The 18,868-nt window shown below is 42.6% G+C and carries 19 protein-coding genes; 7 read left to right on the top strand and 12 right to left on the bottom strand.

The genetic code is table 11. The features are described 5' to 3' along the window. Positions 1 to 16: 16 nt before the first annotated feature. The 3 genes from ACPEH5_RS09545 to ACPEH5_RS09535 are packed head-to-tail and all read left to right on the top strand — an operon-like array spanning position 17 to position 1,460. Positions 17 to 529: a DUF2569 domain-containing protein gene (locus tag ACPEH5_RS09545; RefSeq protein ID WP_048605477.1), complete on the top strand. Its 513-nt coding sequence runs from the start codon at positions 17 to 19 to the stop codon at positions 527 to 529. A gap of 41 nt (positions 530 to 570) precedes the next feature. Further along, positions 571 to 924, top strand: coding sequence for a DUF488 domain-containing protein (locus tag ACPEH5_RS09540; protein WP_042847782.1), 354 nt, complete (start codon positions 571 to 573; stop codon positions 922 to 924). A gap of 11 nt (positions 925 to 935) precedes the next feature. Then, positions 936 to 1,460 carry a DUF2569 family protein gene (locus ACPEH5_RS09535; protein ID WP_080750921.1) on the top strand — a complete coding sequence of 175 codons (525 nt, stop codon included), beginning with the start codon at positions 936 to 938 and terminating at the stop codon, positions 1,458 to 1,460. A 35-nt stretch (positions 1,461 to 1,495) separates the two neighbouring features. Here the strand turns inward: ACPEH5_RS09535 and ACPEH5_RS09530 are convergent, their stop codons facing one another. From ACPEH5_RS09530 to ACPEH5_RS09495, 8 genes are all read right to left on the bottom strand, one after another. Then, complete coding sequence (locus ACPEH5_RS09530; protein WP_210814124.1) at positions 1,496 to 3,067, bottom strand: ATP-binding cassette domain-containing protein; 1,572 nt, start codon at positions 3,065 to 3,067, stop codon at positions 1,496 to 1,498. 308 nt (positions 3,068 to 3,375) lie between these two features. Then, complete coding sequence (locus ACPEH5_RS09525) at positions 3,376 to 3,717, bottom strand: hypothetical protein (RefSeq protein WP_196299261.1); 342 nt, start codon at positions 3,715 to 3,717, stop codon at positions 3,376 to 3,378. 398 nt (positions 3,718 to 4,115) lie between these two features. Then, positions 4,116 to 5,621, bottom strand: coding sequence for a glycerol-3-phosphate dehydrogenase (gene glpD, locus ACPEH5_RS09520; protein ID WP_131680895.1), 1,506 nt, complete (start codon positions 5,619 to 5,621; stop codon positions 4,116 to 4,118). 295 nt (positions 5,622 to 5,916) lie between these two features. Next, positions 5,917 to 6,675 (bottom strand): DeoR/GlpR family transcriptional regulator, encoded by a 759-nt coding sequence (locus ACPEH5_RS09515; RefSeq protein WP_004262881.1) that lies wholly within the window; start codon positions 6,673 to 6,675, stop codon positions 5,917 to 5,919. 28 nt (positions 6,676 to 6,703) lie between these two features. After that, a complete protein-coding gene (gene glpG, locus ACPEH5_RS09510) occupies positions 6,704 to 7,549 on the bottom strand; it encodes a rhomboid family intramembrane serine protease GlpG (protein WP_042847773.1) in 846 nt (281 codons plus the stop codon). 16 nt (positions 7,550 to 7,565) lie between these two features. Next, positions 7,566 to 7,889 carry a thiosulfate sulfurtransferase GlpE gene (gene glpE, locus ACPEH5_RS09505; protein ID WP_042847772.1) on the bottom strand — a complete coding sequence of 108 codons (324 nt, stop codon included), beginning with the start codon at positions 7,887 to 7,889 and terminating at the stop codon, positions 7,566 to 7,568. Between the two features lie 88 nt (positions 7,890 to 7,977). Next, positions 7,978 to 8,556, bottom strand: a complete 579-nt coding sequence (gene nfuA / locus ACPEH5_RS09500; RefSeq protein ID WP_042847770.1) for a Fe-S biogenesis protein NfuA — start codon at positions 8,554 to 8,556, stop codon at positions 7,978 to 7,980. Positions 8,557 to 8,619: 63 nt separating this feature from the next. After that, entirely contained in the window at positions 8,620 to 9,303 is a 684-nt protein-coding gene (locus tag ACPEH5_RS09495) for a phosphoribosyltransferase family protein (RefSeq protein ID WP_042847768.1), read from the bottom strand. A 54-nt stretch (positions 9,304 to 9,357) separates the two neighbouring features. Here ACPEH5_RS09495 and bioH point away from each other — a divergent pair, with 54 nt between their 5' ends. After that, positions 9,358 to 10,137 carry a pimeloyl-ACP methyl ester esterase BioH gene (gene bioH, locus ACPEH5_RS09490; RefSeq protein WP_042847766.1) on the top strand — a complete coding sequence of 260 codons (780 nt, stop codon included), beginning with the start codon at positions 9,358 to 9,360 and terminating at the stop codon, positions 10,135 to 10,137. Between the two features lie 238 nt (positions 10,138 to 10,375). Here bioH and ACPEH5_RS09485 read toward each other — a convergent pair whose 3' ends face one another. The 4 genes from ACPEH5_RS09485 to ACPEH5_RS09470 form a co-directional block, all read right to left on the bottom strand. Further along, positions 10,376 to 10,609 (bottom strand): FeoC-like transcriptional regulator, encoded by a 234-nt coding sequence (locus ACPEH5_RS09485; protein ID WP_042847763.1) that lies wholly within the window; start codon positions 10,607 to 10,609, stop codon positions 10,376 to 10,378. Between the two features lie 11 nt (positions 10,610 to 10,620). Continuing rightward, entirely contained in the window at positions 10,621 to 12,939 is a 2,319-nt protein-coding gene (feoB, locus tag ACPEH5_RS09480; protein WP_129466936.1) for a Fe(2+) transporter permease subunit FeoB, read from the bottom strand. A gap of 29 nt (positions 12,940 to 12,968) precedes the next feature. Further along, positions 12,969 to 13,199, bottom strand: a complete 231-nt coding sequence (feoA, locus tag ACPEH5_RS09475) for a ferrous iron transporter A (protein WP_042847759.1) — start codon at positions 13,197 to 13,199, stop codon at positions 12,969 to 12,971. 332 nt (positions 13,200 to 13,531) lie between these two features. Then, a complete protein-coding gene (locus tag ACPEH5_RS09470; protein ID WP_281110824.1) occupies positions 13,532 to 15,862 on the bottom strand; it encodes a Tex family protein in 2,331 nt (776 codons plus the stop codon). Positions 15,863 to 16,032: 170 nt separating this feature from the next. On the opposite strand from ACPEH5_RS09470, the gene greB reads away from it, so the two are divergent. The 3 genes from greB (at position 16,033) to envZ (ending at position 18,682) form a co-directional block, all read left to right on the top strand. Then, on the top strand, positions 16,033 to 16,518 hold the full coding sequence (gene greB, locus ACPEH5_RS09465) for a transcription elongation factor GreB (RefSeq protein WP_042847754.1): 486 nt from the start codon (positions 16,033 to 16,035) through the stop codon (positions 16,516 to 16,518). A 116-nt stretch (positions 16,519 to 16,634) separates the two neighbouring features. Next, positions 16,635 to 17,354 carry a two-component system response regulator OmpR gene (ompR, locus tag ACPEH5_RS09460; protein ID WP_042847751.1) on the top strand — a complete coding sequence of 240 codons (720 nt, stop codon included), beginning with the start codon at positions 16,635 to 16,637 and terminating at the stop codon, positions 17,352 to 17,354. Beyond that, positions 17,351 to 18,682 (top strand): two-component system sensor histidine kinase EnvZ, encoded by a 1,332-nt coding sequence (gene envZ, locus ACPEH5_RS09455; RefSeq protein WP_042847749.1) that lies wholly within the window; start codon positions 17,351 to 17,353, stop codon positions 18,680 to 18,682. Before ompR ends, envZ begins: the two co-directional genes overlap by 4 nt. Positions 18,683 to 18,868: the final 186 nt, after the last annotated feature.

Below are 18,868 nucleotides of genomic sequence, written 5' to 3'. Positions count from 1 at the left end.
TAATAAGGACGTGTAGATGAAAATTGAAAATGGGAGTTTACCAGATAGTACTTCGACACCACCGCCAAAACCTACCCCTGAACTAAAAGGGATTGGTGGGTGGCTAATTTTGCCTATGTTAGGGATCGTGCTGTCTCTTATTGTGCTCCCTTTTGTAATTTATAGCCAAAATGCCCAAGTGATCGAATATTGGCATGAACTAACTAACCCACAATCCGATTCATTTATTCCGTTATTTAAAGAGCTGATTTACTTCGAAGTGCTAGGTAACGTTATTTTATATGCTGTCTTACTTTTTCTTTGCTACGTCTTTTTTACTAAGAAAATGTTGACGATTAAAGTGTATATTTTTTTCCAGCTTTTTTCCTTAGCTTTGACCATCACGGATATTCTATTAGCGAGTAGTTTGTTAGGTATAGCGGTGGATGCCTCAGATATTAAGGATATATTCAGAGGTTTAATTGGTTGCGCTATTTGGATACCCTATTTCTTAGTATCAAGACGCGTTAAAAATACGTTTGTGAACTAGTTTGTGTTGTTTCAACGATAATTTATTAAGCAGGAGGCATGATGATTAAGTGTAAAAGAGTCTATGACCCTGTTGCAGATGACGATGGTTACCGGGTACTCGTTGACCGGCTATGGCCAAGGGGGATCAAAAAAACCGACTTACAGCATGATGAATGGAATAAAGATGTCGCACCAACAAATGAATTGCGAAAATGGTTTCATCAACACACTGATCAATTTGTACAATTTACCGAGCACTACCTGCAAGAATTAAACCATACAACGGCATGGCAGCCGTTAGTTTCACAAGCAAAGCAGGGGAGTTTAACGTTATTATACAGTGCAAAAGACACGCAACATAATCAGGCTATTATACTCAAAGCATTTATTGAACAAAAAATGCAAAACTCATAAAGGTTATCGGAATGGATACGCACCAATCAACCACTCAAATAGGGCAGCCAATAGTACAAGGTGTTTCTCAGACGGTTGCGAAAAAACCACTACAAGGGGTCAGTGGATGGTTGATTTTACCCGTTATAGGGTTATTTTACATGTTATACAAAACGGTCATGATGTTATTGCTAGATATTGCACAAGTAAAAACCGTTTGGCCATTAGCGACACAAGCTGATTCTGACTTTTATGTTGCTGGTTTTTCGACAGGGTTTTACCTGTTACAAACAGGCTATGGGGTTTTGATAGCCTTGTTTCTGTGGACATTTATTGCTGCAGCAAAATGGAAAAAAAGCGCGAAATGGTTATTTATCATTACCATGTTACTGTATACCGTGATGATTATTGTGGCTCGCTTTGTTTTCCCCTATACATTCGGTATTGAAGTTAATTATTCGAATGTGATTACAGCGATTAATGGGAGTTTCTACTGCGCCTTATGGGTCCCCTATTTTTTGGTGTCTAGCCGAGTAAAAAACACCTTTATTCGTTAAAAATTGGCCACCGTGGGTTATGGTGGCCAATAGTGTTAATCATCAGAGAGAGTTAACGTGTTGGTGATATTGCACCGTTCAATGAATGCTTCATCATGAGAAACCAGTAATAAACTACCTTGATAATCGTTGAGTAAGTCCTCAAGTAACTGTTTTGAGTCCAAGTCCAGATGGTTATCGGGTTCATCAAGTAACAAAATAGCCGGCGGGTTAGGGCTATGAGTGAGCGCTAACAAGGTGGCTTTCAATTGTTCACCGCCACTAAGTTGTGTTAGTGGCTGTAATGATTTCTCCCCTCGAATGCGTAGCATACCAAGCTGTGTGCGCCATTGTTCAACGGAGAATAATGGTTGGTATTGATGAAGTGCTTCCCCAACCGGCAAGGATTTATCCAGTAAACTCAAATGCTGATCTAAATAACACACTGTGCCACTTAAACGATATTCTCCTGAGACCGCCGGAAGATACCCCATTAATACTTTGAGTAACGTGGATTTCCCGCAACCATTGTTGCCCTGAATATGCCAGTGTTCTCCACTGTATATAGTGAATGAAAGTGGTGATGAATGGCCATAAGGTAACATTAATTCAGAAGCGAAAACGGTTACTTTTCTTCCCTCACTTTGGTAGTTAATCGCCATTTTTTGCGGTTTGATATGGCGAATTTTTTCATGGTTTTCTTGTTGCTGATTTTGTAAGTTATCCATTACGCGCTGATGGCGGTCGGCAACTTTTGACTGCCTTTTTTCGGCACGATTTTTCTGCATATCAAGTAGTAACAAGGATTGAGAACCACCATAACGAATCTTCTCTCCTTGTTTTTTACGTTGAGCCGCTTTTTTCAATGTGATCTGTTGTTGTTTTTTCTCTTGATTAATTTGTTTTTCTAAACGTTCGGCTTGTGCATCAATTGCCGCTATTTCGAAGTTTTTCTGAGTGTCGTATAAGTCATAATTCCCTCCATATTCATACAACCCTTTAGCGGTTAGCTCAAAGGTGGCGTCCATCTCCCCGAGCAATGCCCGATTATGCGATATAACTAAGCACCCAGCGGTATGTTCAGATAACTTTTCACTTAGCCATTGTCGACTCTGCGCATCTAAGTGATTATCGGGTTCATCAAGTAATAGAAAACTATTTTTCTGCAAAAAAGCACGGCAAAGGGCGAGACGTGTGCGTTCGCCACCACTTAAAGATGCAATAGGGGTTTCCATGGAAACGGGTAGTCTGGCTGAGTCCAATAGATTTTCCCATTGAGATGGCAAATGCCATTTATCTTCAACCTGTTCGAAATCATCAAAGGTGCCATTTCCTGATTCAATGCGGGCAAATGCATAATAAATCTCAGAGATGCCTAAAGCATCAACCAATGTATCACCCGCTAATCGAGTTAACTGATCGACGTGGAGAAAGGGAATATTCCAGTGTACGTTACCTTGTGTAGGGGGGAGAGTTTGTGCAAGAAGTCGCATTAAAACCGACTTACCAGTGCCATTATTCCCGATTAAGGCGTTTTTTTGGCAAGATAAAGTCCCGCTCAGTGGGGGAAATAGGGCGGTTTGGTTAAATTCAATATTAAGTTGTGAAAAGTGACAAGCAACAGTCATATGCACCTCCAAAATTGCGAGGACAGACAACGTTGTTGACTTATCAATAAGCGTCGATGAAAGTGGTTGCCTGCCAGGAACAGAAAAATGAATACCAAATTGGTATTGGAAAATATTTTCTGGCAGTGCTTAATTCATCGTGGGGCGTACCTACTAAGTTGAGTAATTTGGTAAGGTGAATGGGTATTATAAGCTGTTTAGCGATAAAGTGTCCAATTTTGTTGGCGACTTTAGGCGCGTTGATTTCTCACCACTCCCTCTTTCTAGGGGCTAAGATAGAGCCGCAGCGCCTTTACAGAAACCTCATACTACGACCAGTCATTTGAATGCTCTTTTGATAAATGGGGTAAGAGCGATAAGAAAACCTCTATTTTTCTTTCGTTGGTCATATCGACAAAATCATCCATCGCAATTTCCACACTATTGATAACATTATTGCGGATGGCAAACTTATACATCAAATGCCCAGTCCAGCTTCGATGAACATAAACATAACCCTCTTCACTATAAGAGAGCCATTTATCTTCCATACATAAGGGTAGCCAACCATTCAGTATGTTCTTCACCTCGGTTTCTGTCAGTGTGTAGTTTAAATGATGAACTAGTGGTTCGTTTTCAAAGAACTTTAGGTTTTTAAACTTATTTATCATTATATTTAACTATCAATAGATATTTATAAGCACAGATTATCAGATATGGGGTTGAGGTCAAAGTGAACTCACGGTTGCTTACGCACTAAACTAACAGCATGCGTGCGCGTCCCGTAAGATGACGTTAGGCCTAGATGTGACGAGTAAAATTTAAGGGGTATTTTGATTCAATAGGGATATGTACTTTATTAGGATTAGGTTTCAAAAAAACGGATGACATGGCATAAATGAGAGGGAACTAAGGTAGTAAGGTATCATCAAAGTTACCTTGTCAGTGATATAGCGCCAAATTAAAAGGCCTGACCCCTGTTGAACAGTAAAATCAGGCCTTACAAGTCACTTAACTAAAAGCCCCTAATCTAGGGAAACATTGTTTAGCGAGTCATGATATTTTGCCGTTATACAGAAGCACGCTCAGATAGCGAATGCTCTGATAACCACTGTGCAATACGTTGTTTTTCTTCATCATTTAGCCACATACCGAGCTTAGTACGGCGCCAGATAGCATCATCTAATTCAGTTACCCATTCATGTTTAACTAAATAACGTAATTCAGCCTCGTAAACATTGGCACCAAAGGCTTCACCGAGATCACTGAGTGAATTCGCACCTTCAAGGATTAATTTACTGTTGCTACCGTAAGTTCTGGCAAAACGCAGGGCTAAGCCTTCAGGTAGCCATTGATAATGTTGGCGCAGTACACGTGCATAGCCGTCACGGTCGCAACCTTCAATATCCCCGCCAGGTAATTGACCATTTTTAGTCCAAGGGCTACCTGCATTCGGGTAGTAGGTGGCGAGCTTATTGACAGCGGCTTCGGCTAATTTTCGATAAGTCGTTAATTTACCACCAAATACAGACAGTAATGGGGCTTTACCTTGTTCATCGTGAATATCTAATGTGTAGTCACGAGTGATGGCTTGTGGTGAATCAGATTCGTCATCACATAGTGGACGAACACCTGAGTAATCCCAAACGATATCGCTAACCGTTAGCTGTTTTTTGAAGTGGTCATTATATACTTTCAGTAAATAGTTAACTTCGTTTTCATCGATTTTGACATCTTTCGGATCACCTTTGTATTCCACATCAGTGGTACCAATGATTGAGAATTCATCCATCCAAGGGATCACAAATACAATACGGTTATCTTCGTTTTGTAAAATATATGCCTGTGGTTCGTCGTGTGCACGAGGAACCACAATGTGGCTACCCTTGATTAAACGAATACCGTAGGGTGATTTCAGTTTCAAGCCATCATCGAAGAACTCTTTTACCCAAGGTCCTGTCGCGTTTACTAACCCTTTAGCTTTCCATGTGTGGGTCTCACCAGTACGTAAGTCTTGAGCTTCAACCACCCATAGGCCATTTTCGCGATAAGCCCGAGTTACTTTTGTGCGAGTACGAACTTCACCATTCTTACGTACTACTTCTTGAGCGTTTAATACAACTAAACGCGCATCATCAACCCAACAGTCCGAATATTCAAAACCTTTGGTTAATTCAGATTTTAATACGGAGTTTTGGTTGAATTTTAAACTTTTACTGCTTGGTAAACTGACGCGTTTTCCCAAATGGTCATATAGAAATAAACCAATACGGATCATCCAAGCTGGGCGTAAATGGGGTTGGTGAGGTAAACGGAAACGCATTGGAAAAGCAATATGCGGAGCCAAGCGTAGCAGCACTTCACGCTCTGCTAATGCTTCACTTACCAACCTAAATTCGTAATGTTCAAGGTAGCGTAAGCCACCGTGGATCAGTTTTGAACTCGCAGATGAAGTTGCACTCGCTAAGTCTTGAGCTTCGAGCAGTAATACCGATAATCCACGACCCGCAGCGTCTGCTGCAATACCAGCGCCGTTGATCCCGCCGCCGATGACAATCAAGTCTTTAGTTTCCATGCATCCCCCTGAGATGTTCGAAACACTTTCAATAATGTTCGTTTTCGCTCATTTGATTGTAATCAAATTCCATTAGTATGCCAACTAATAATGAAGAAAAAATAACAAGTGCGTGATATTGGTAACAAACTTTTTTCAATACCCACATTTAAAATAATGTTATTTACAAAGGGAAATTTGAGTTTCGAGCGAAAAAGAACAAGGAACGGAGGATATAAAAAATTAAAGCGAGGGGCAGATATTCAGAAGCATGATGGCAGGCTGGTGCGCTGCCATCATGAACATAATGATTTGATTAGCAAAGTTCGAGCTGGACGTTATGTTGTTCAATCACTTTGAGAATGCTATCAGGTGGTTGTTTGTCGGTGAATAGGTAATCGATTAAGTTCATGTTACCGAGATTAACCATCGCATTACGGCCAAACTTAGAGTGGTCGGTGACTAACATGACACAGCGTGAATTCTCAATAATTGCGCGTTTGGTACGAACTTCGTGGTAGTCAAACTCAAGCAAGGAGCCGTCCATATCAATACCACTAATACCAAGAATGCCATAATCCAACCTAAATTGAGAGATAAAATCCAACGTGGCTTCACCAACAATTCCGCCATCACGGGAACGGACTTCACCTCCCGCTAAAATTAAGCGAAAGTCTTCTTTTGGCATCAATAGAGTAGCAACGTTCAAGTTATTGGTTACTACTCGCAAATTTTTATGATTCACTAACGCATGGGCGACCGCTTCAGGCGTCGTACCAATATCAATAAATAATGTGGCGCCATCAGGGATTTGACTAGCGACATGTTGTGCAATACGCGCTTTTTCATCTGACCACATAATTTTACGGTCGTTATAAGCGGCATTTACGGAACTTGAAGGTAGTGCCGCGCCGCCATGGTGCCGCTGAATTTTATTTTGTTCAGCGAGGTCATTGAGGTCTCGTCGGATGGTTTGAGGGCTAACCTCAAAATGTTCGACAAGTTCTTCAGTACTGACATATCCCTGAAGACGCACAAGTTCAACGATTGCATCATGTCTCTGGGTTTGTTTCACAGCGTTGGCCTCTAATTATTAAAATGTTTTATCTGGAGCTCTGGTGTTTGAAACTTTGCCTATTATCCCATACTCCCATCAATAAGCCGATAATTAACCCTGAAGTATGTGCGGCATTGGCAATATGCATCCCTAAAATATCGAAGTAACCGAAAAAGAGCCAGATAATTGAAAATATCATTAGCCCCCGTGGGATGCTGATACCACTTTCTGGCCGGCGTTCGCCGGTTAACCAAACGTAGCTAACCAAGGCATATACCACACCAGATAAGCCGCCAAAATTATTTTCACTAAATAGTGATTGACCCCAATTACTGAATAAGGCTGAGACCAATAGAATGGTGAAGAGTTTCCCTGTTCCCAGTTTTCGTTCAACTTGCCCAGCAAGGAACCACCATAATGCAAGGTTGAAGCCAATGTGCGATAACGAAAAATGCACCAATGCAGGGCTAAACCAGCGCCAAAGTTCAGATTGTTGGTCGCCAATTGGCCAAGCTAGGTAACGTAAAACTTCACGCGCATCTGTTATTTCTACCCAAAGATATACAATAATCGACAACACAATAACAGCGATAGTTAAAGGGCCTGATTGCTCTTTTAGGTAATTCCATGTGAGATAATTTCGGTACTGAAATTGGGTATCTGCACTACCGGTATGCCAACTAGCTTCTAGATAGCGGGGGTGGTTAGGGTCTTGTAAAAAGATATCGAGTTCTTTGCGTACTTGAGAAAGATGTTGGTCATCTTCTAACCAAAGTTCAAATAGCGGTTGCTCCTGCGATGGCTGCATTTTTAAATGAATATTTTGGCTTGCCATGTAATCAACAAATGCTTGCGCCATTCTCGGGTTAGCAAAAGAAGTGATGTGGATCATGAATACGTTTTCTCATCTAGAGCGCCGTGACGGCTTGTGGATATTCCCTTAACCAAGCTTCAAACCCGCCATTAATGCTGTAAACAGATTCATAGCCGATGTTGATCAGATATTGTGCAGCACCTTGACTGCTATGCCCGTGGTAACACATGACCATGACGGGTTGTTCATAATCCGTTTGTTCCAAAAACTGACTGAGTGACTCGTTGGTAAGGTGATAAGCCCCACTTGCATGGCCTGCACGGAAGCTTTGTGGATCACGTACATCAACAAGTATAGCAGTGCCTTCTAACCAATGTTGATAGGCTTGCTCGGGTGTTAGTGTCTCGAAATGGTCCATAAAATACCGAATATAGTGGGGAAACCCCCATAAAAGATAAAATTAGGCACCTGTAAGCAGAAAAACAGGTGCCAGACATCAATGGCAATTAGTAGAAAGAGTGCTCGCCACGTTGGTGCTCAGTTAGGTCTTTAACGCCTTTTAACTCACCATCAAACATTTTTAGTAATTCTTTTTCGATACCCTCTTTGAGGGTGACATCGACCATAGAACAACCATTACAACCACCACCAAATTGTAGGATAGCAAAACCATCATCGGTGATTTCCATCAGAGAAACACGGCCGCCATGGCTGGCTAATTGAGGGTTTATTTGTGATTGTAAAACATACTCAACACGCTCAATTAATGGCGCATCATCAGAGACTTTACGCATTTTTGCGTTTGGTGCTTTTAACGTTAGTTGTGAACCCAGTTGGTCAGTGACGAAATCAATTTCAGCATCGTCCAAGAATGGGGCACTAATTTCATCAACATAAGCAGATAATTTTTCGAACTTCAGTTCTTTATCTGTTGCTTCAACGGCACCCGGTGGGCAGTAAGACACACCGCATTCTGCTGTTGGTGTACCTGGGTTGATGACAAATACACGGATTTGGGTTCCTGGCTCTTGATTTTCCAACAACTTGGCAAAATGAGCCTGTGCTGCTTCAGTAATATTAATCATAATCATTTGCTCAATAATAGTTGACTGCTTTAGTTGGTTATAATACGCCCATTTACCCCTTTCCTACAAGGTGCGACAGAGTGACCACGCATCAACAGTATGCGCACCCGCACAAATCAACAATTTTGCTGCGGAGTTCATTGTAGAACCTGTGGTAATAACATCATCAATAATAGCGACATGTAGGCCTGAAACTGACGTTTCTAAGGTAAATGCACCTTTAAGGTTAGCTCGGCGATGCTCTCTTTTTAGTGTAATCTGTGCCAGTGTATCATGACTGCGTAATAATGAATTTTGTGAATAGGGAATATTTAACCATCTGGACAATATTTCACCAATTAAGGCCATGTGATCAAAGCCGCGAAACCATAACCGACGGCGATGTAAGGGAATAGTCATGATTAAATCGGGTTTTTGCCATTGATGATGGCGGTAACCAGTGAGCCAAAATAAAACAAAAATTCGGGCTAAGGAAAAGGCAAGTTGTGGCTGTTTATTAAATTTAAAACAATGAATGAGTTTACGTAATGGGGCTTGATACGGTGTTACAGTGATCAACTGGTGCCAAGCTGGGGGGCTCTTTAGGCAACGACCGCATTCATTAATAGGCAGCTCACAGGGCAAAGCACAACGAGAGCAACTCACCGGCATTTTCGGTAACCCTTTGAGGCAAAATGAACAAATGCCCTGATGACTTAATTTTAGTGATTGGTGGCATAGCCAACAGACCCCTTCCATTGTTAGCATGGTAATGTCCTGTTAAAAATATTCGACTAAGAAATGAACGAAGAGAGTGTAACCATGACAAAGTTATATTGGCAGACCGTTGGCGATGGAAAGCAAGATATTGTGTTACTACACGGATGGGGGCTGAATGCGCAAGTTTGGCAAACCATTATTCCGCGGGTCGCTTCGCATTTTCGTATTCACTTGGTTGATTTACCTGGTTACGGTCGTAGCCAAGGCTTTCCGCCAATGAGTATTCAATCTATGGCGGATATTTTATGGGCACAGGCTCCGAAAAATGCCATTTGGTTAGGGTGGTCATTGGGGGGGCTGGTGGCAAGTCGTATCGCTCTTGACCATCCCTATGAAGTGACAGGGCTAATAACAGTAGCATCATCCCCTTGTTTTAAAGCCGATGGTAGTGACTGGGCGGGGATCAGACCTGAGGTTTTATTAGGTTTTGAGCATCAGCTCGCCGCTGATTTCCACCGCACCGTTGAACGTTTTCTAGCACTGCAAACGCTTGGGACAGAAAGCGCAAGAAATGATGCAAAGTTGCTAAAATCAGTTGTTCTCGAGCAGCCTATTCCGACGGTAGAAACGCTAAATGCGGGGCTTGAGTCATTACGTACCGAAGATTTGCGTGAGGAATTGAAAAAACTGCCAGTGCCATTCTTACGCATTTATGGTTATCTTGACGGGCTTGTCCCACGTAAAGTGGTGCCCGTATTGGACGAGCTTTATCCACACTCTCCGTCTGTGATTATGCGCAATAGCGCTCATGCCCCGTTTATTTCACATCCTGATGAGTTTTGTGAGTATTTATGTGACTTTCAAAGCCGATTGGAAGAGTAAATAGAACCATCAGTCATTAAGGGGGGTTTTTAAAGCGTATATTCTGCTAACTATAGTTCCATAGCAGGCTTTTTATTACAGCACTTTATGTTATCCCCTTACTTCAAAAGGAATCGATGATGGTTAATGATTTATTGACACAAACTAAACCCCAATATTCCGGCAGAGGTCTGGTTTTTTAAGAATTCAACTATGCGATAAAAAGAATTGCAGGTTTATGACATTCCTTCAAGGTGCCTCACTTTATCTTATACACAAAGTGCGCACAGTCGGTGCTTTCGGGGCAACCCTTGCAACTGCTACCTGTCAAACAAGCACTCACATCGACTTTTTCAATTTTGCCTAGACTCACTAGCTTTTCAGCCATGGCTTGGACCAACGGAATTGGGGTATTGAGGCGCTCACTCAGTAAAGTGATGTCAGCTTGCCCATATAAGGCGATTAAATCTCGAACTTGTAACAAGCTGACCATCACGTTATTCCTTAGTGGCAGGCATTGCCTGAACATCCAGAGCATTGCGCCGCAGTTTTACTTTTTATATTCAATGTGACCCGACTACGGACACGGCGTAAGAACATAAATAAAACAAGATTGAAAGCAACTACCGCAATAATAGTTATTAAGCTACTTTGTGGGTGCTCACTAAATGTCGCTATTTGGTAAAACAGCGCAGAAAGGCTATAGGCCACATTGAGCCCCCAAAGAATGGAAAAACTCATCCAGCTTTTATTGGTTTCGCGAGCGATAGCCCCCATCACAGATACGCAAGGCACATATAGCAAGACAAAAATTAGATAACTATAAGCCGCGATGCCAGAACCAAATTTCGCCGCCATGGTACCCATAGAGCCTGACTCCATCTCACCGTCCCCTTTACTGGCTTCGATAGGGTTCGATAGCGCACTTAATGTAAAGGTTTCTTTTAAGCTATCCCAAGTATCGGATACCGCATCCTCTAACTCTTCCCACAAATTGAAAGATTCAGCATCAAATGGTTCGGCGGTGATCGCTTCGGCGGTATACAGGGTATTTAATGTACCCACGACCACTTCTTTGGCCATTGCTCCCGTGATTAATCCGACGGTGGCTTGCCAGTTGTCCGCGTGAACGCCGATTGGCTGTAATGCAGGCGTGATAACTTTACTGACCGAAGCCAGTGCCGAATCATTAATATTATCAACGGGTTTACCTGAGAAGGAGAAGCTGTTTAATGCACCGATAAAGATACTGGCAACGACGATAACCTTACCAGCACGTACCACAAAGCCTTTCAAGCGTTGCCAAGTTTGGATCAGTAACGTTTTGACGTGAGGAACGTGGTAAACCGGTAATTCCATAACGAAAGGGGAGGCTTCACCGCGCATTAAAGTGTGTTTGAGTAGCAATCCTGTCAGGATAGCGACCACAATCCCTAAAATATACAGGGAAAAGACAACACTAGCGCCGTTTTTACCGAAAAAGGCCGCGGCAAATACTGCAAAAATTGCCAGCCTTGCGCCGCAAGACATAAATGGTGCCATTAGAACAGTAATCAGCCTTTCACGCGGTGCATCAAGAGTACGTGCGCCCATAATGGAAGGAACGTTACAGCCAAAGCCAACAATTAAGGGCACAAATGATTTGCCGGGTAAGCCCAGTGCTTGCATGAGCCTGTCCATTACAAATGCCGCACGAGCCATATAGCCGGAGTCTTCGAGTATTGAAAGAAATAGGTACATCATCCCGATTTGTGGTACGAGTGGTAAAACGGTATTAATACCACCACCAACACCTTGGGCAAGGAAGATGGTTAGCCAATCAGGGAAACTCAAATAATCTCCCAGCCACTGGAGACCATGAATAAATATGGCTTCTGATGCCCCCTCGAAGAAAGGTTGTAGTGCTCCTCCGATATTAATTGCTAATACAAACATCAGGTACATGACAAATAAGAAAATCGGGACACCAAGCCAGCGACTGAGAATAAATCTATCCAGTGATTGCGTTAATTTGTTGGGTTCAGCAGCACTATTATTAATAGCGGCATGGCAAATAGTCGCAATAGACTGATAGCGAGAGTCTGCAATGAGTAACTCGGGTTCTTCATTCAAACTCTCTTTAAGTTGTTGGCGTGTCGAAAGTAATTGCTCTTCTGTTATTTCTGCACGTTGGCGGCTGTAAATATCCCCTTCGAGGATTTGTAATGCTAACCAGCGGCGTTGTTGGTGGCTAAATTGCTGTGATGATATTTGATCTGACAGTGAGTCTACCGCTTGTAATAATTGAGGTGGATATTCGACAAGGGCTTTTTGGCTATTTTGTGGATGAGTATCAATGGTTTTCTTTAATTCATTAATACCAGTCGCACGTGTTGAAACCATTGGAATGACAGGGCAACCCAGTTGTTTCTCCAATTGAGCAATATCAATATCAATATGTTGGCTTTGTGCGATATCCAACATATTAAGAGCAACAATACAAGGAACACCGAGTTCAACTAACTGTAATGTAAGATAAAGGTTGCGCTCTAGGTTTGATGCATCCACCACATTGATTAGCATGTCAGCTTCGCCACTTAGGATAAAGTAACAGGCAATTTGTTCATCTAGTGAGGTTTGCTCGGAAATTGTGGTGAGGGAATAAGTCCCTGGAAGGTCAACAAGCTCAATCTTATGGTCGTCTGTGTGGAAGCGGCCAACTTTGCGTTCAACCGTGACACCTGCCCAGTTACCGACGCGTTGTCTCGAGCCCGTTAGCTGGTTAAATAGGGTCGTTTTGCCTGCATTGGGGTTGCCAATTAAGCCGATAGTCAATCGTTTCATAGTGTTTGCCAATAATATAAAAAGAATACTTAAGCGGTAGGCGCTTCATCAAGGTTAAGCAGGGCGAGATCCTTTTTACGTAATACTAAGCTCACGCGATGCGTTTCTATCTGCACAGGGTCACCAAATGGCGCTAAGCGCACGACTTTAAATACAGAACCCGGTAGCAAACCAAGGGAAAGAAGTTTTTGTCGGTAAGCGGGGCTTATCTCTGGTGAAAAACCAATTATTTTATAGCTGCATTGAGGAAGTAGAGCCATAGTGTCTTCCTATTAATTCAATTTATAATGATATCAATACTTATTGCTAGAAATATGGGTATCAATAACTTGATAGCGTAACCCAACAAAAATTAATCTAATTAACAATGAGAATTATAATCATCTACTTTTGTTCTATTTAGCCTCTTTTTTCGTCAATTTGACTTGATGTGGATCAACGAAGCATTGAGTTAGCCCTGTTTTCTTAATCGGTGGGGCTGTTGAAACGCTGGGGTATAAGAGTATTTTGAAGTGTATTAACGAGTGTGAAGTGAATTAATTAAAAATAATAGGCATCGCAATTATTTTATAGCGATGCCTATTTAACGTAATTAACGTTTTTTGCCAAATGCGGCAGCCAGTGCATCGCTCATCGCACTGTTACCAGAAGATGATGAGTTTTGGCGTGCATTACCCCTTGGTTGTGCTGCTTTGCGTGGGTTTTTGTCTTGCGTTGGAGCTGCTCGACGAGGTGCGCTATTCGTATCACCAGCTTGCTCATCCAGACGCATCGTTAGCGCAATACGTTTACGCGCGATATCGACATCTAGCACTTTGACTTTTACGATATCACCCGCTTTTACCACTTTGTGAGGGTCTTCAACGTAACTATTTGATAGAGAAGAAATATGAACGAGCCCATCTTGGTGAACACCAATATCTACAAACGCGCCAAAGTTGGTTACATTGGTAACTGCGCCCTCTAAGACCATCCCAGAGACAAGGTCATTCATGGTCTCAACCCCTTCGGCAAAGGTGGCCGTTTTAAACTCAGGGCGAGGGTCACGACCCGGTTTTTCTAATTCTTTAATGATATCCGTGACGGTTGGGACACCAAATTGTTCTGTGGTGAAATCACGTGGGCTTAAGGCATTAAGCACTTGTGAGTTACCCATAATTTCTTTTAGTGGTTGACGGACAGACTCAAGGATTTTTTCAACAATTGGGTAAGACTCAGGGTGAACGGTCGAAGCATCCAATGGGTTCTTACCATTAGTGATACGTAGGAAACCTGCACATTGTTCAAATGCTTTTGGCCCAAGGCGCGTGACTTTCAGTAACTGCTTTCTATCATTAAATTGGCCATTTTCATCACGCCAATCCACCACATTTTGGGCGATCATCTTGCTTAAACCGGCAACGCGAGTCAGTAAGGCAACTGAAGCTGTATTTAGGTCGACACCAACGGAGTTTACGCAATCTTCAACCACAGCATCGAGTTTACGTGCCAACTGAGTTTGGCTAACATCGTGTTGATATTGACCAACTCCGATAGATTTAGGGTCAATTTTTACCAGTTCAGCGAGAGGATCTTGTAGACGGCGTGCAATAGATACGGCACCACGCAAAGATACATCCAATGTTGGGAATTCAAGCGCAGCAAGCTCAGAGGCGGAATAGACCGAAGCCCCCGCTTCACTGACGATGACTTTTTGGGCTGTTACTTCAGGGTATTGTTTTTGGACTTCTGCAAAGAAGCGTTCAGTTTCTCGCGATGCAGTCCCATTACCGATTGCCACGAGTTCCACATGATGTTTTTGACACAGCGCGGCAACAATCGTTGCTGCTTTAGCCGCTTGGCCAGTGTGTGGATAAATAGTATCGGTTGCAATCAGTTTACCTGTTGCATCAACTACTGCGACTTTTACCCCTGTACGCAGGCCAGGATCGAGCCCCATAGTTGCACGCATGCCTGCGGGGGCGGCCATCAGCAAATCACTGAGATTACGGGCGAAAACGTTAATAGCCTCTTCTTCTGCTTTTTCGCGCAGAGAACTCATTACTTCCGTTTCCAAGTGCAGAAGCACTTTGACTCGCCATGTCCAGCTGATCACCGCTTTACGCCATTGGTCAGCTGGGGCGTTATTCAAATGTACATCTAAGTGGCGAGTGATGATCTCTTCACAGTAACTTTCTTTTGGTGGCTCATCAAATTGTGGGTCACAATTTAATGACAGCTGTAAAATACCTTCATTACGACCACGGAACATAGCAAGTGCACGGTGCGAGGGGACTTGAGCTACAGGCTCTTGGTGCTCAAAGTAGTCACTAAATTTAACGCCTTCTTCTTGCTTACCTTCTGCAACAACAGAAACAAGGTGGGCATTCTTCCAAATATAGTCACGAACTTTGGCCAATAAGGCGGCATCTTCGGCAAAACGCTCCATAAGAATATAACGTGCGCCATCTAAGGCTGCTTTTATATCCGCTACGCCTTTATCTGCATCGATGTAAGCTTGGGCTAGTTCTTCAGGGGACTGGCTTGGGTCTGTCCACAAGGTATCCGCTAATGGCTCAAGCCCTGCCTCAATGGCGATTTGCCCACGGGTACGACGTTTCGGTTTATACGGTAAATACAGGTCTTCAAGTTCAGTTTTATTGAGGGTAGTATCAATCGCAGAGGCAAGCTCTGGGGTTAATTTCCCTTGCTCTTCAATCGATTTCAGAATGGTTTGCTTACGGTCATTCAGTTCGCGTAAGTACCCTAAGCGGCTTTCTAGCTGGCGAAGCTGAGTATCGTCCAACCCTCCGGTAACCTCTTTACGGTAACGAGCGATAAACGGGACAGTATTACCTTCATCTAATAAGGTGAAGGCAGAAAAAACCTGTTTCGGTTGGGCATGCAGTTCTGCTGCGATGATTTGGCTTAGAGTTTCATTCATGTCGTGTTTAAATACCTACTGAAAGAACAATTAAAAAAATTTACTGCACTGTTATACTTGGTGATAGCCATAATTTCCAGACTGAATTTAAGCCTATTGGTAGGAAAGTCTCAGATTATGTTCTATAAATTATTATAATCACTGTCTCTATTGACGAATATTTTAAGGTTATGACAAAAAGTCTTTTAATTACGCGCGAAGGTTGGGATGCGTTAGACAAAGAGCTAAAGTATCTGTGGAAAGAAGAACGGCCTAGAGTAACCCAATCTGTTTCTGAAGCAGCAGCCCAAGGGGATCGTTCAGAAAACGCAGAGTACATATACGGTAAAAAAAGGTTACGTGAAATTGATCGGCGTATCCGGTTTTTATCTAAAAGATTGGATCAACTAAGGATAATCGAACCTGACCCTCGGCAAGAAGGCCGTGTCTTTTTTGGTGCTTGGGTTAAACTTGAAGATGAAAATGAAAATATCAGAATATTCCGGATAGTCGGGGCTGATGAGTTTAACCCTACAAAACAATGGATTTCAATCGACTCTCCCGTGGCGCGAGCCCTGATTGGTAAACGAGTTGATGATGAGATAATAGTAAATACTCCAGGAGGGCAAGTAACCTATTTCATATTAGAAATAAGTTATCGTCCACTAAGCATCTGAAGTGTAAAATGATTCATTAAATCCTATGTTAGTGGTAAATTAGTAGGCATTAATATTTTTTTGCTTACTTTGATTAAAAAAATAATTTGAAAGATGCACATCTTGAGGGCTACAAAATGCAGGAAAGTTATAAGGTTCTTGTCGTCGATGATGATATGCGTTTACGTGCACTGCTAGAGCGTTACCTCACAGAGCAAGGCTTTCAGGTAAGAAGTGCCGCAAACGCTGAACAAATGGACAGAATCCTGACGAGGGAATCAATTCATCTGATAGTATTAGATTTAATGCTACCGGGTGAAGATGGGTTATCAATTTGTCGTCGTTTACGCAGTCAAAATAACCCAATCCCTATTATTATGGTTACCGCGAAAGGTGAAGAGGTTGACCGCATTGTTGGTTTAGAAATTGGTGCTGATGACTATATTCCAAAACCTTTCAATCCACGCGAATTACTGGCTCGTATCCGTGCGGTACTTCGTCGCCAAGCAAATGAACTACCGGGAGCGCCATCTCAAGATGATGCTGTCATTACATTTGGTAAATTTAAGTTAAATCTTGGAACTCGTGAAATGTTCCAAGGTGATGAAAATATGCCATTAACTAGTGGTGAATTTGCGGTATTAAAAGTGTTGGTTTCTTATCCAAGGGAACCATTATCTCGTGACAAGTTAATGAGCTTAGCGCGAGGCCGTGAATACAGTGCGATGGAACGTTCTATCGATGTTCAAATTTCACGTTTACGCCGTATGGTTGAAGAAGACCCTGCCCATCCACGCTATATTCAAACAGTTTGGGGCTTGGGTTATGTGTTTGTTCCAGATGGAAGTAAAGCATGAAGCGACTGAGGTTCTCACGACGTAGTACATTTTCTCGCTCGTTATTTTTGTTCGTTGCGTTGTTATTCGCAAGCCTAGTGACCAGCTATATGGTCGTGTTGAATTTTGTTGTGATGCCTAGCTTACAACAGTTTAACAAAGTACTGGCTTATGAAGTTAGGACGTTGATGACAGAGAAAATGGTTCTACAGGATGGGACCTCGGTGCGGGTATCACCCGCGTTACGTAAAAAAATCTATAATGAATTAGGTATTACCTTTTACGCTCATTCAGCTGCAATGGAAGAAGGGTTGAATTGGGCGAAAGAGTATGATTTTTTAAGCGAACACATGTCGGATTATTTAGGCGGTAAGGCAAATGTTCACCTCGAATTAGGCCGTGAATATCCGATTTTGTGGCTGACATCTTACCTCGCGCCTGATATTTGGGTGCGAGTCCCCTTGACTGAGATAGGTCAAAATCAATTTTCCCTCGTTTTCCGTTATACACTGACTATTTTCCTGACAATTTTTGCCGGAGTGTGGCTGTATATTCGTTATCAGAACAAGCCGTTGCTTGAGTTGGAATACCATGCTGGTGAGGTTGGAAAAGGGGTTATTTTACCGCCCATGCAAGAAAAAGGCGCGACTGAGGTAAGGGCGGCAATTCGTTCCTTTAACCATATGGCCGCTGGAATCAAAACGCTAGAAAACGACCGAACTGTTTTAATGGCAGGGGTTAGCCACGATTTAAGAACGCCATTAACTCGTATTCGTTTAGCAACAGAAATGATGAGCCCAGAAGATAGCTACCTTGCGGAGTCTATCAATAAAGATATTGAAGAGTGTGATGCGATCATCGGTCAATTTATGTCCTACCTGAAAACAGGGCAAGAAATGGATATGGAATTCTGCGACCTTAATTCAATCCTTATGGAAGCGGTCAATTCAGAAAGCAATGTGATCGGTGAAATCGAAACAGCGCTGGAGCCGGGCTCAATGATAGTAAATGGTAACCCGTTAGCTATCAAACGCGCTATCACGAATATGATTGTCAACGCATATCGTTATGGTAATGGCTGGATTAAAGTAAGTAGTGGTAAAACGGAAGATTCTGTTTGGTTCCAAGTGGAAGATGATGGTGTAGGTATCAAAGAAGAAGATATTCACCGGTTATTCCAACCCTTTGTACAAGGCGAAAAAGCACGTAGCAATAAAGGGACTGGTTTAGGCTTGGCGATTATTCGCCGGATTGTCGATGCCCATGAAGGGAGCATTGAAATCCATAAGAGTGAGCGCGGTGGGTTTGCGATTAGGGCTTTGCTTCCCCTTAAAGAGAAAGAAGACTAAATACTCTTCACACTTTGCGCCGCAGCGTTGTTGGCTGCGTTCGGCTACTCGGGTCACATACTTATGTATGCTCCCCGAGATATCCTCTCTGGCCGCCTAGCTGCAACACAAATTGTTTTGAGTATTATTTGTATCAAGTAGGAAAAAGAGGCTCTCTTTTTTAGGGGCTACCTACAACTTGAACTA

Source organism: Providencia sp. NPDC089933, assembly GCF_049545585.1.
Classification (GTDB): domain Bacteria; phylum Pseudomonadota; class Gammaproteobacteria; order Enterobacterales; family Enterobacteriaceae; genus Providencia; species Providencia huashanensis.
The sequence above is the reverse complement of the archived record's forward strand: the minus strand, read 5'-3'. Positions and strand labels throughout refer to the sequence as shown.

Coding starts and splice junctions, on each gene's coding strand:
- ACPEH5_RS09470 (WP_281110824.1), bottom strand. CDS start 15,862: ATGAATGAAACTCTAAGCCAAATCATCGCAGCAGAACTGCATGCCCAA.
- feoA (WP_042847759.1), bottom strand. CDS start 13,199: ATGGCTCTACTTCCTCAATGCAGCTATAAAATAATTGGTTTTTCACCA.
- greB (WP_042847754.1), top strand. CDS start 16,033: ATGACAAAAAGTCTTTTAATTACGCGCGAAGGTTGGGATGCGTTAGAC.
- ACPEH5_RS09525 (WP_196299261.1), bottom strand. CDS start 3,717: ATGATAAATAAGTTTAAAAACCTAAAGTTCTTTGAAAACGAACCACTA.
- ACPEH5_RS09540 (WP_042847782.1), top strand. CDS start 571: ATGATTAAGTGTAAAAGAGTCTATGACCCTGTTGCAGATGACGATGGT.
- feoB (WP_129466936.1), bottom strand. CDS start 12,939: ATGAAACGATTGACTATCGGCTTAATTGGCAACCCCAATGCAGGCAAA.
- ompR (WP_042847751.1), top strand. CDS start 16,635: ATGCAGGAAAGTTATAAGGTTCTTGTCGTCGATGATGATATGCGTTTA.
- glpG (WP_042847773.1), bottom strand. CDS start 7,549: ATGATCCACATCACTTCTTTTGCTAACCCGAGAATGGCGCAAGCATTT.
- ACPEH5_RS09485 (WP_042847763.1), bottom strand. CDS start 10,609: ATGGTCAGCTTGTTACAAGTTCGAGATTTAATCGCCTTATATGGGCAA.
- ACPEH5_RS09495 (WP_042847768.1), bottom strand. CDS start 9,303: ATGCTAACAATGGAAGGGGTCTGTTGGCTATGCCACCAATCACTAAAA.
- envZ (WP_042847749.1), top strand. CDS start 17,351: ATGAAGCGACTGAGGTTCTCACGACGTAGTACATTTTCTCGCTCGTTA.
- glpD (WP_131680895.1), bottom strand. CDS start 5,621: ATGGAAACTAAAGACTTGATTGTCATCGGCGGCGGGATCAACGGCGCT.
- glpE (WP_042847772.1), bottom strand. CDS start 7,889: ATGGACCATTTCGAGACACTAACACCCGAGCAAGCCTATCAACATTGG.
- ACPEH5_RS09535 (WP_080750921.1), top strand. CDS start 936: ATGGATACGCACCAATCAACCACTCAAATAGGGCAGCCAATAGTACAA.
- bioH (WP_042847766.1), top strand. CDS start 9,358: ATGACAAAGTTATATTGGCAGACCGTTGGCGATGGAAAGCAAGATATT.
- ACPEH5_RS09530 (WP_210814124.1), bottom strand. CDS start 3,067: ATGACTGTTGCTTGTCACTTTTCACAACTTAATATTGAATTTAACCAA.
- nfuA (WP_042847770.1), bottom strand. CDS start 8,556: ATGATTAATATTACTGAAGCAGCACAGGCTCATTTTGCCAAGTTGTTG.
- ACPEH5_RS09545 (WP_048605477.1), top strand. CDS start 17: ATGAAAATTGAAAATGGGAGTTTACCAGATAGTACTTCGACACCACCG.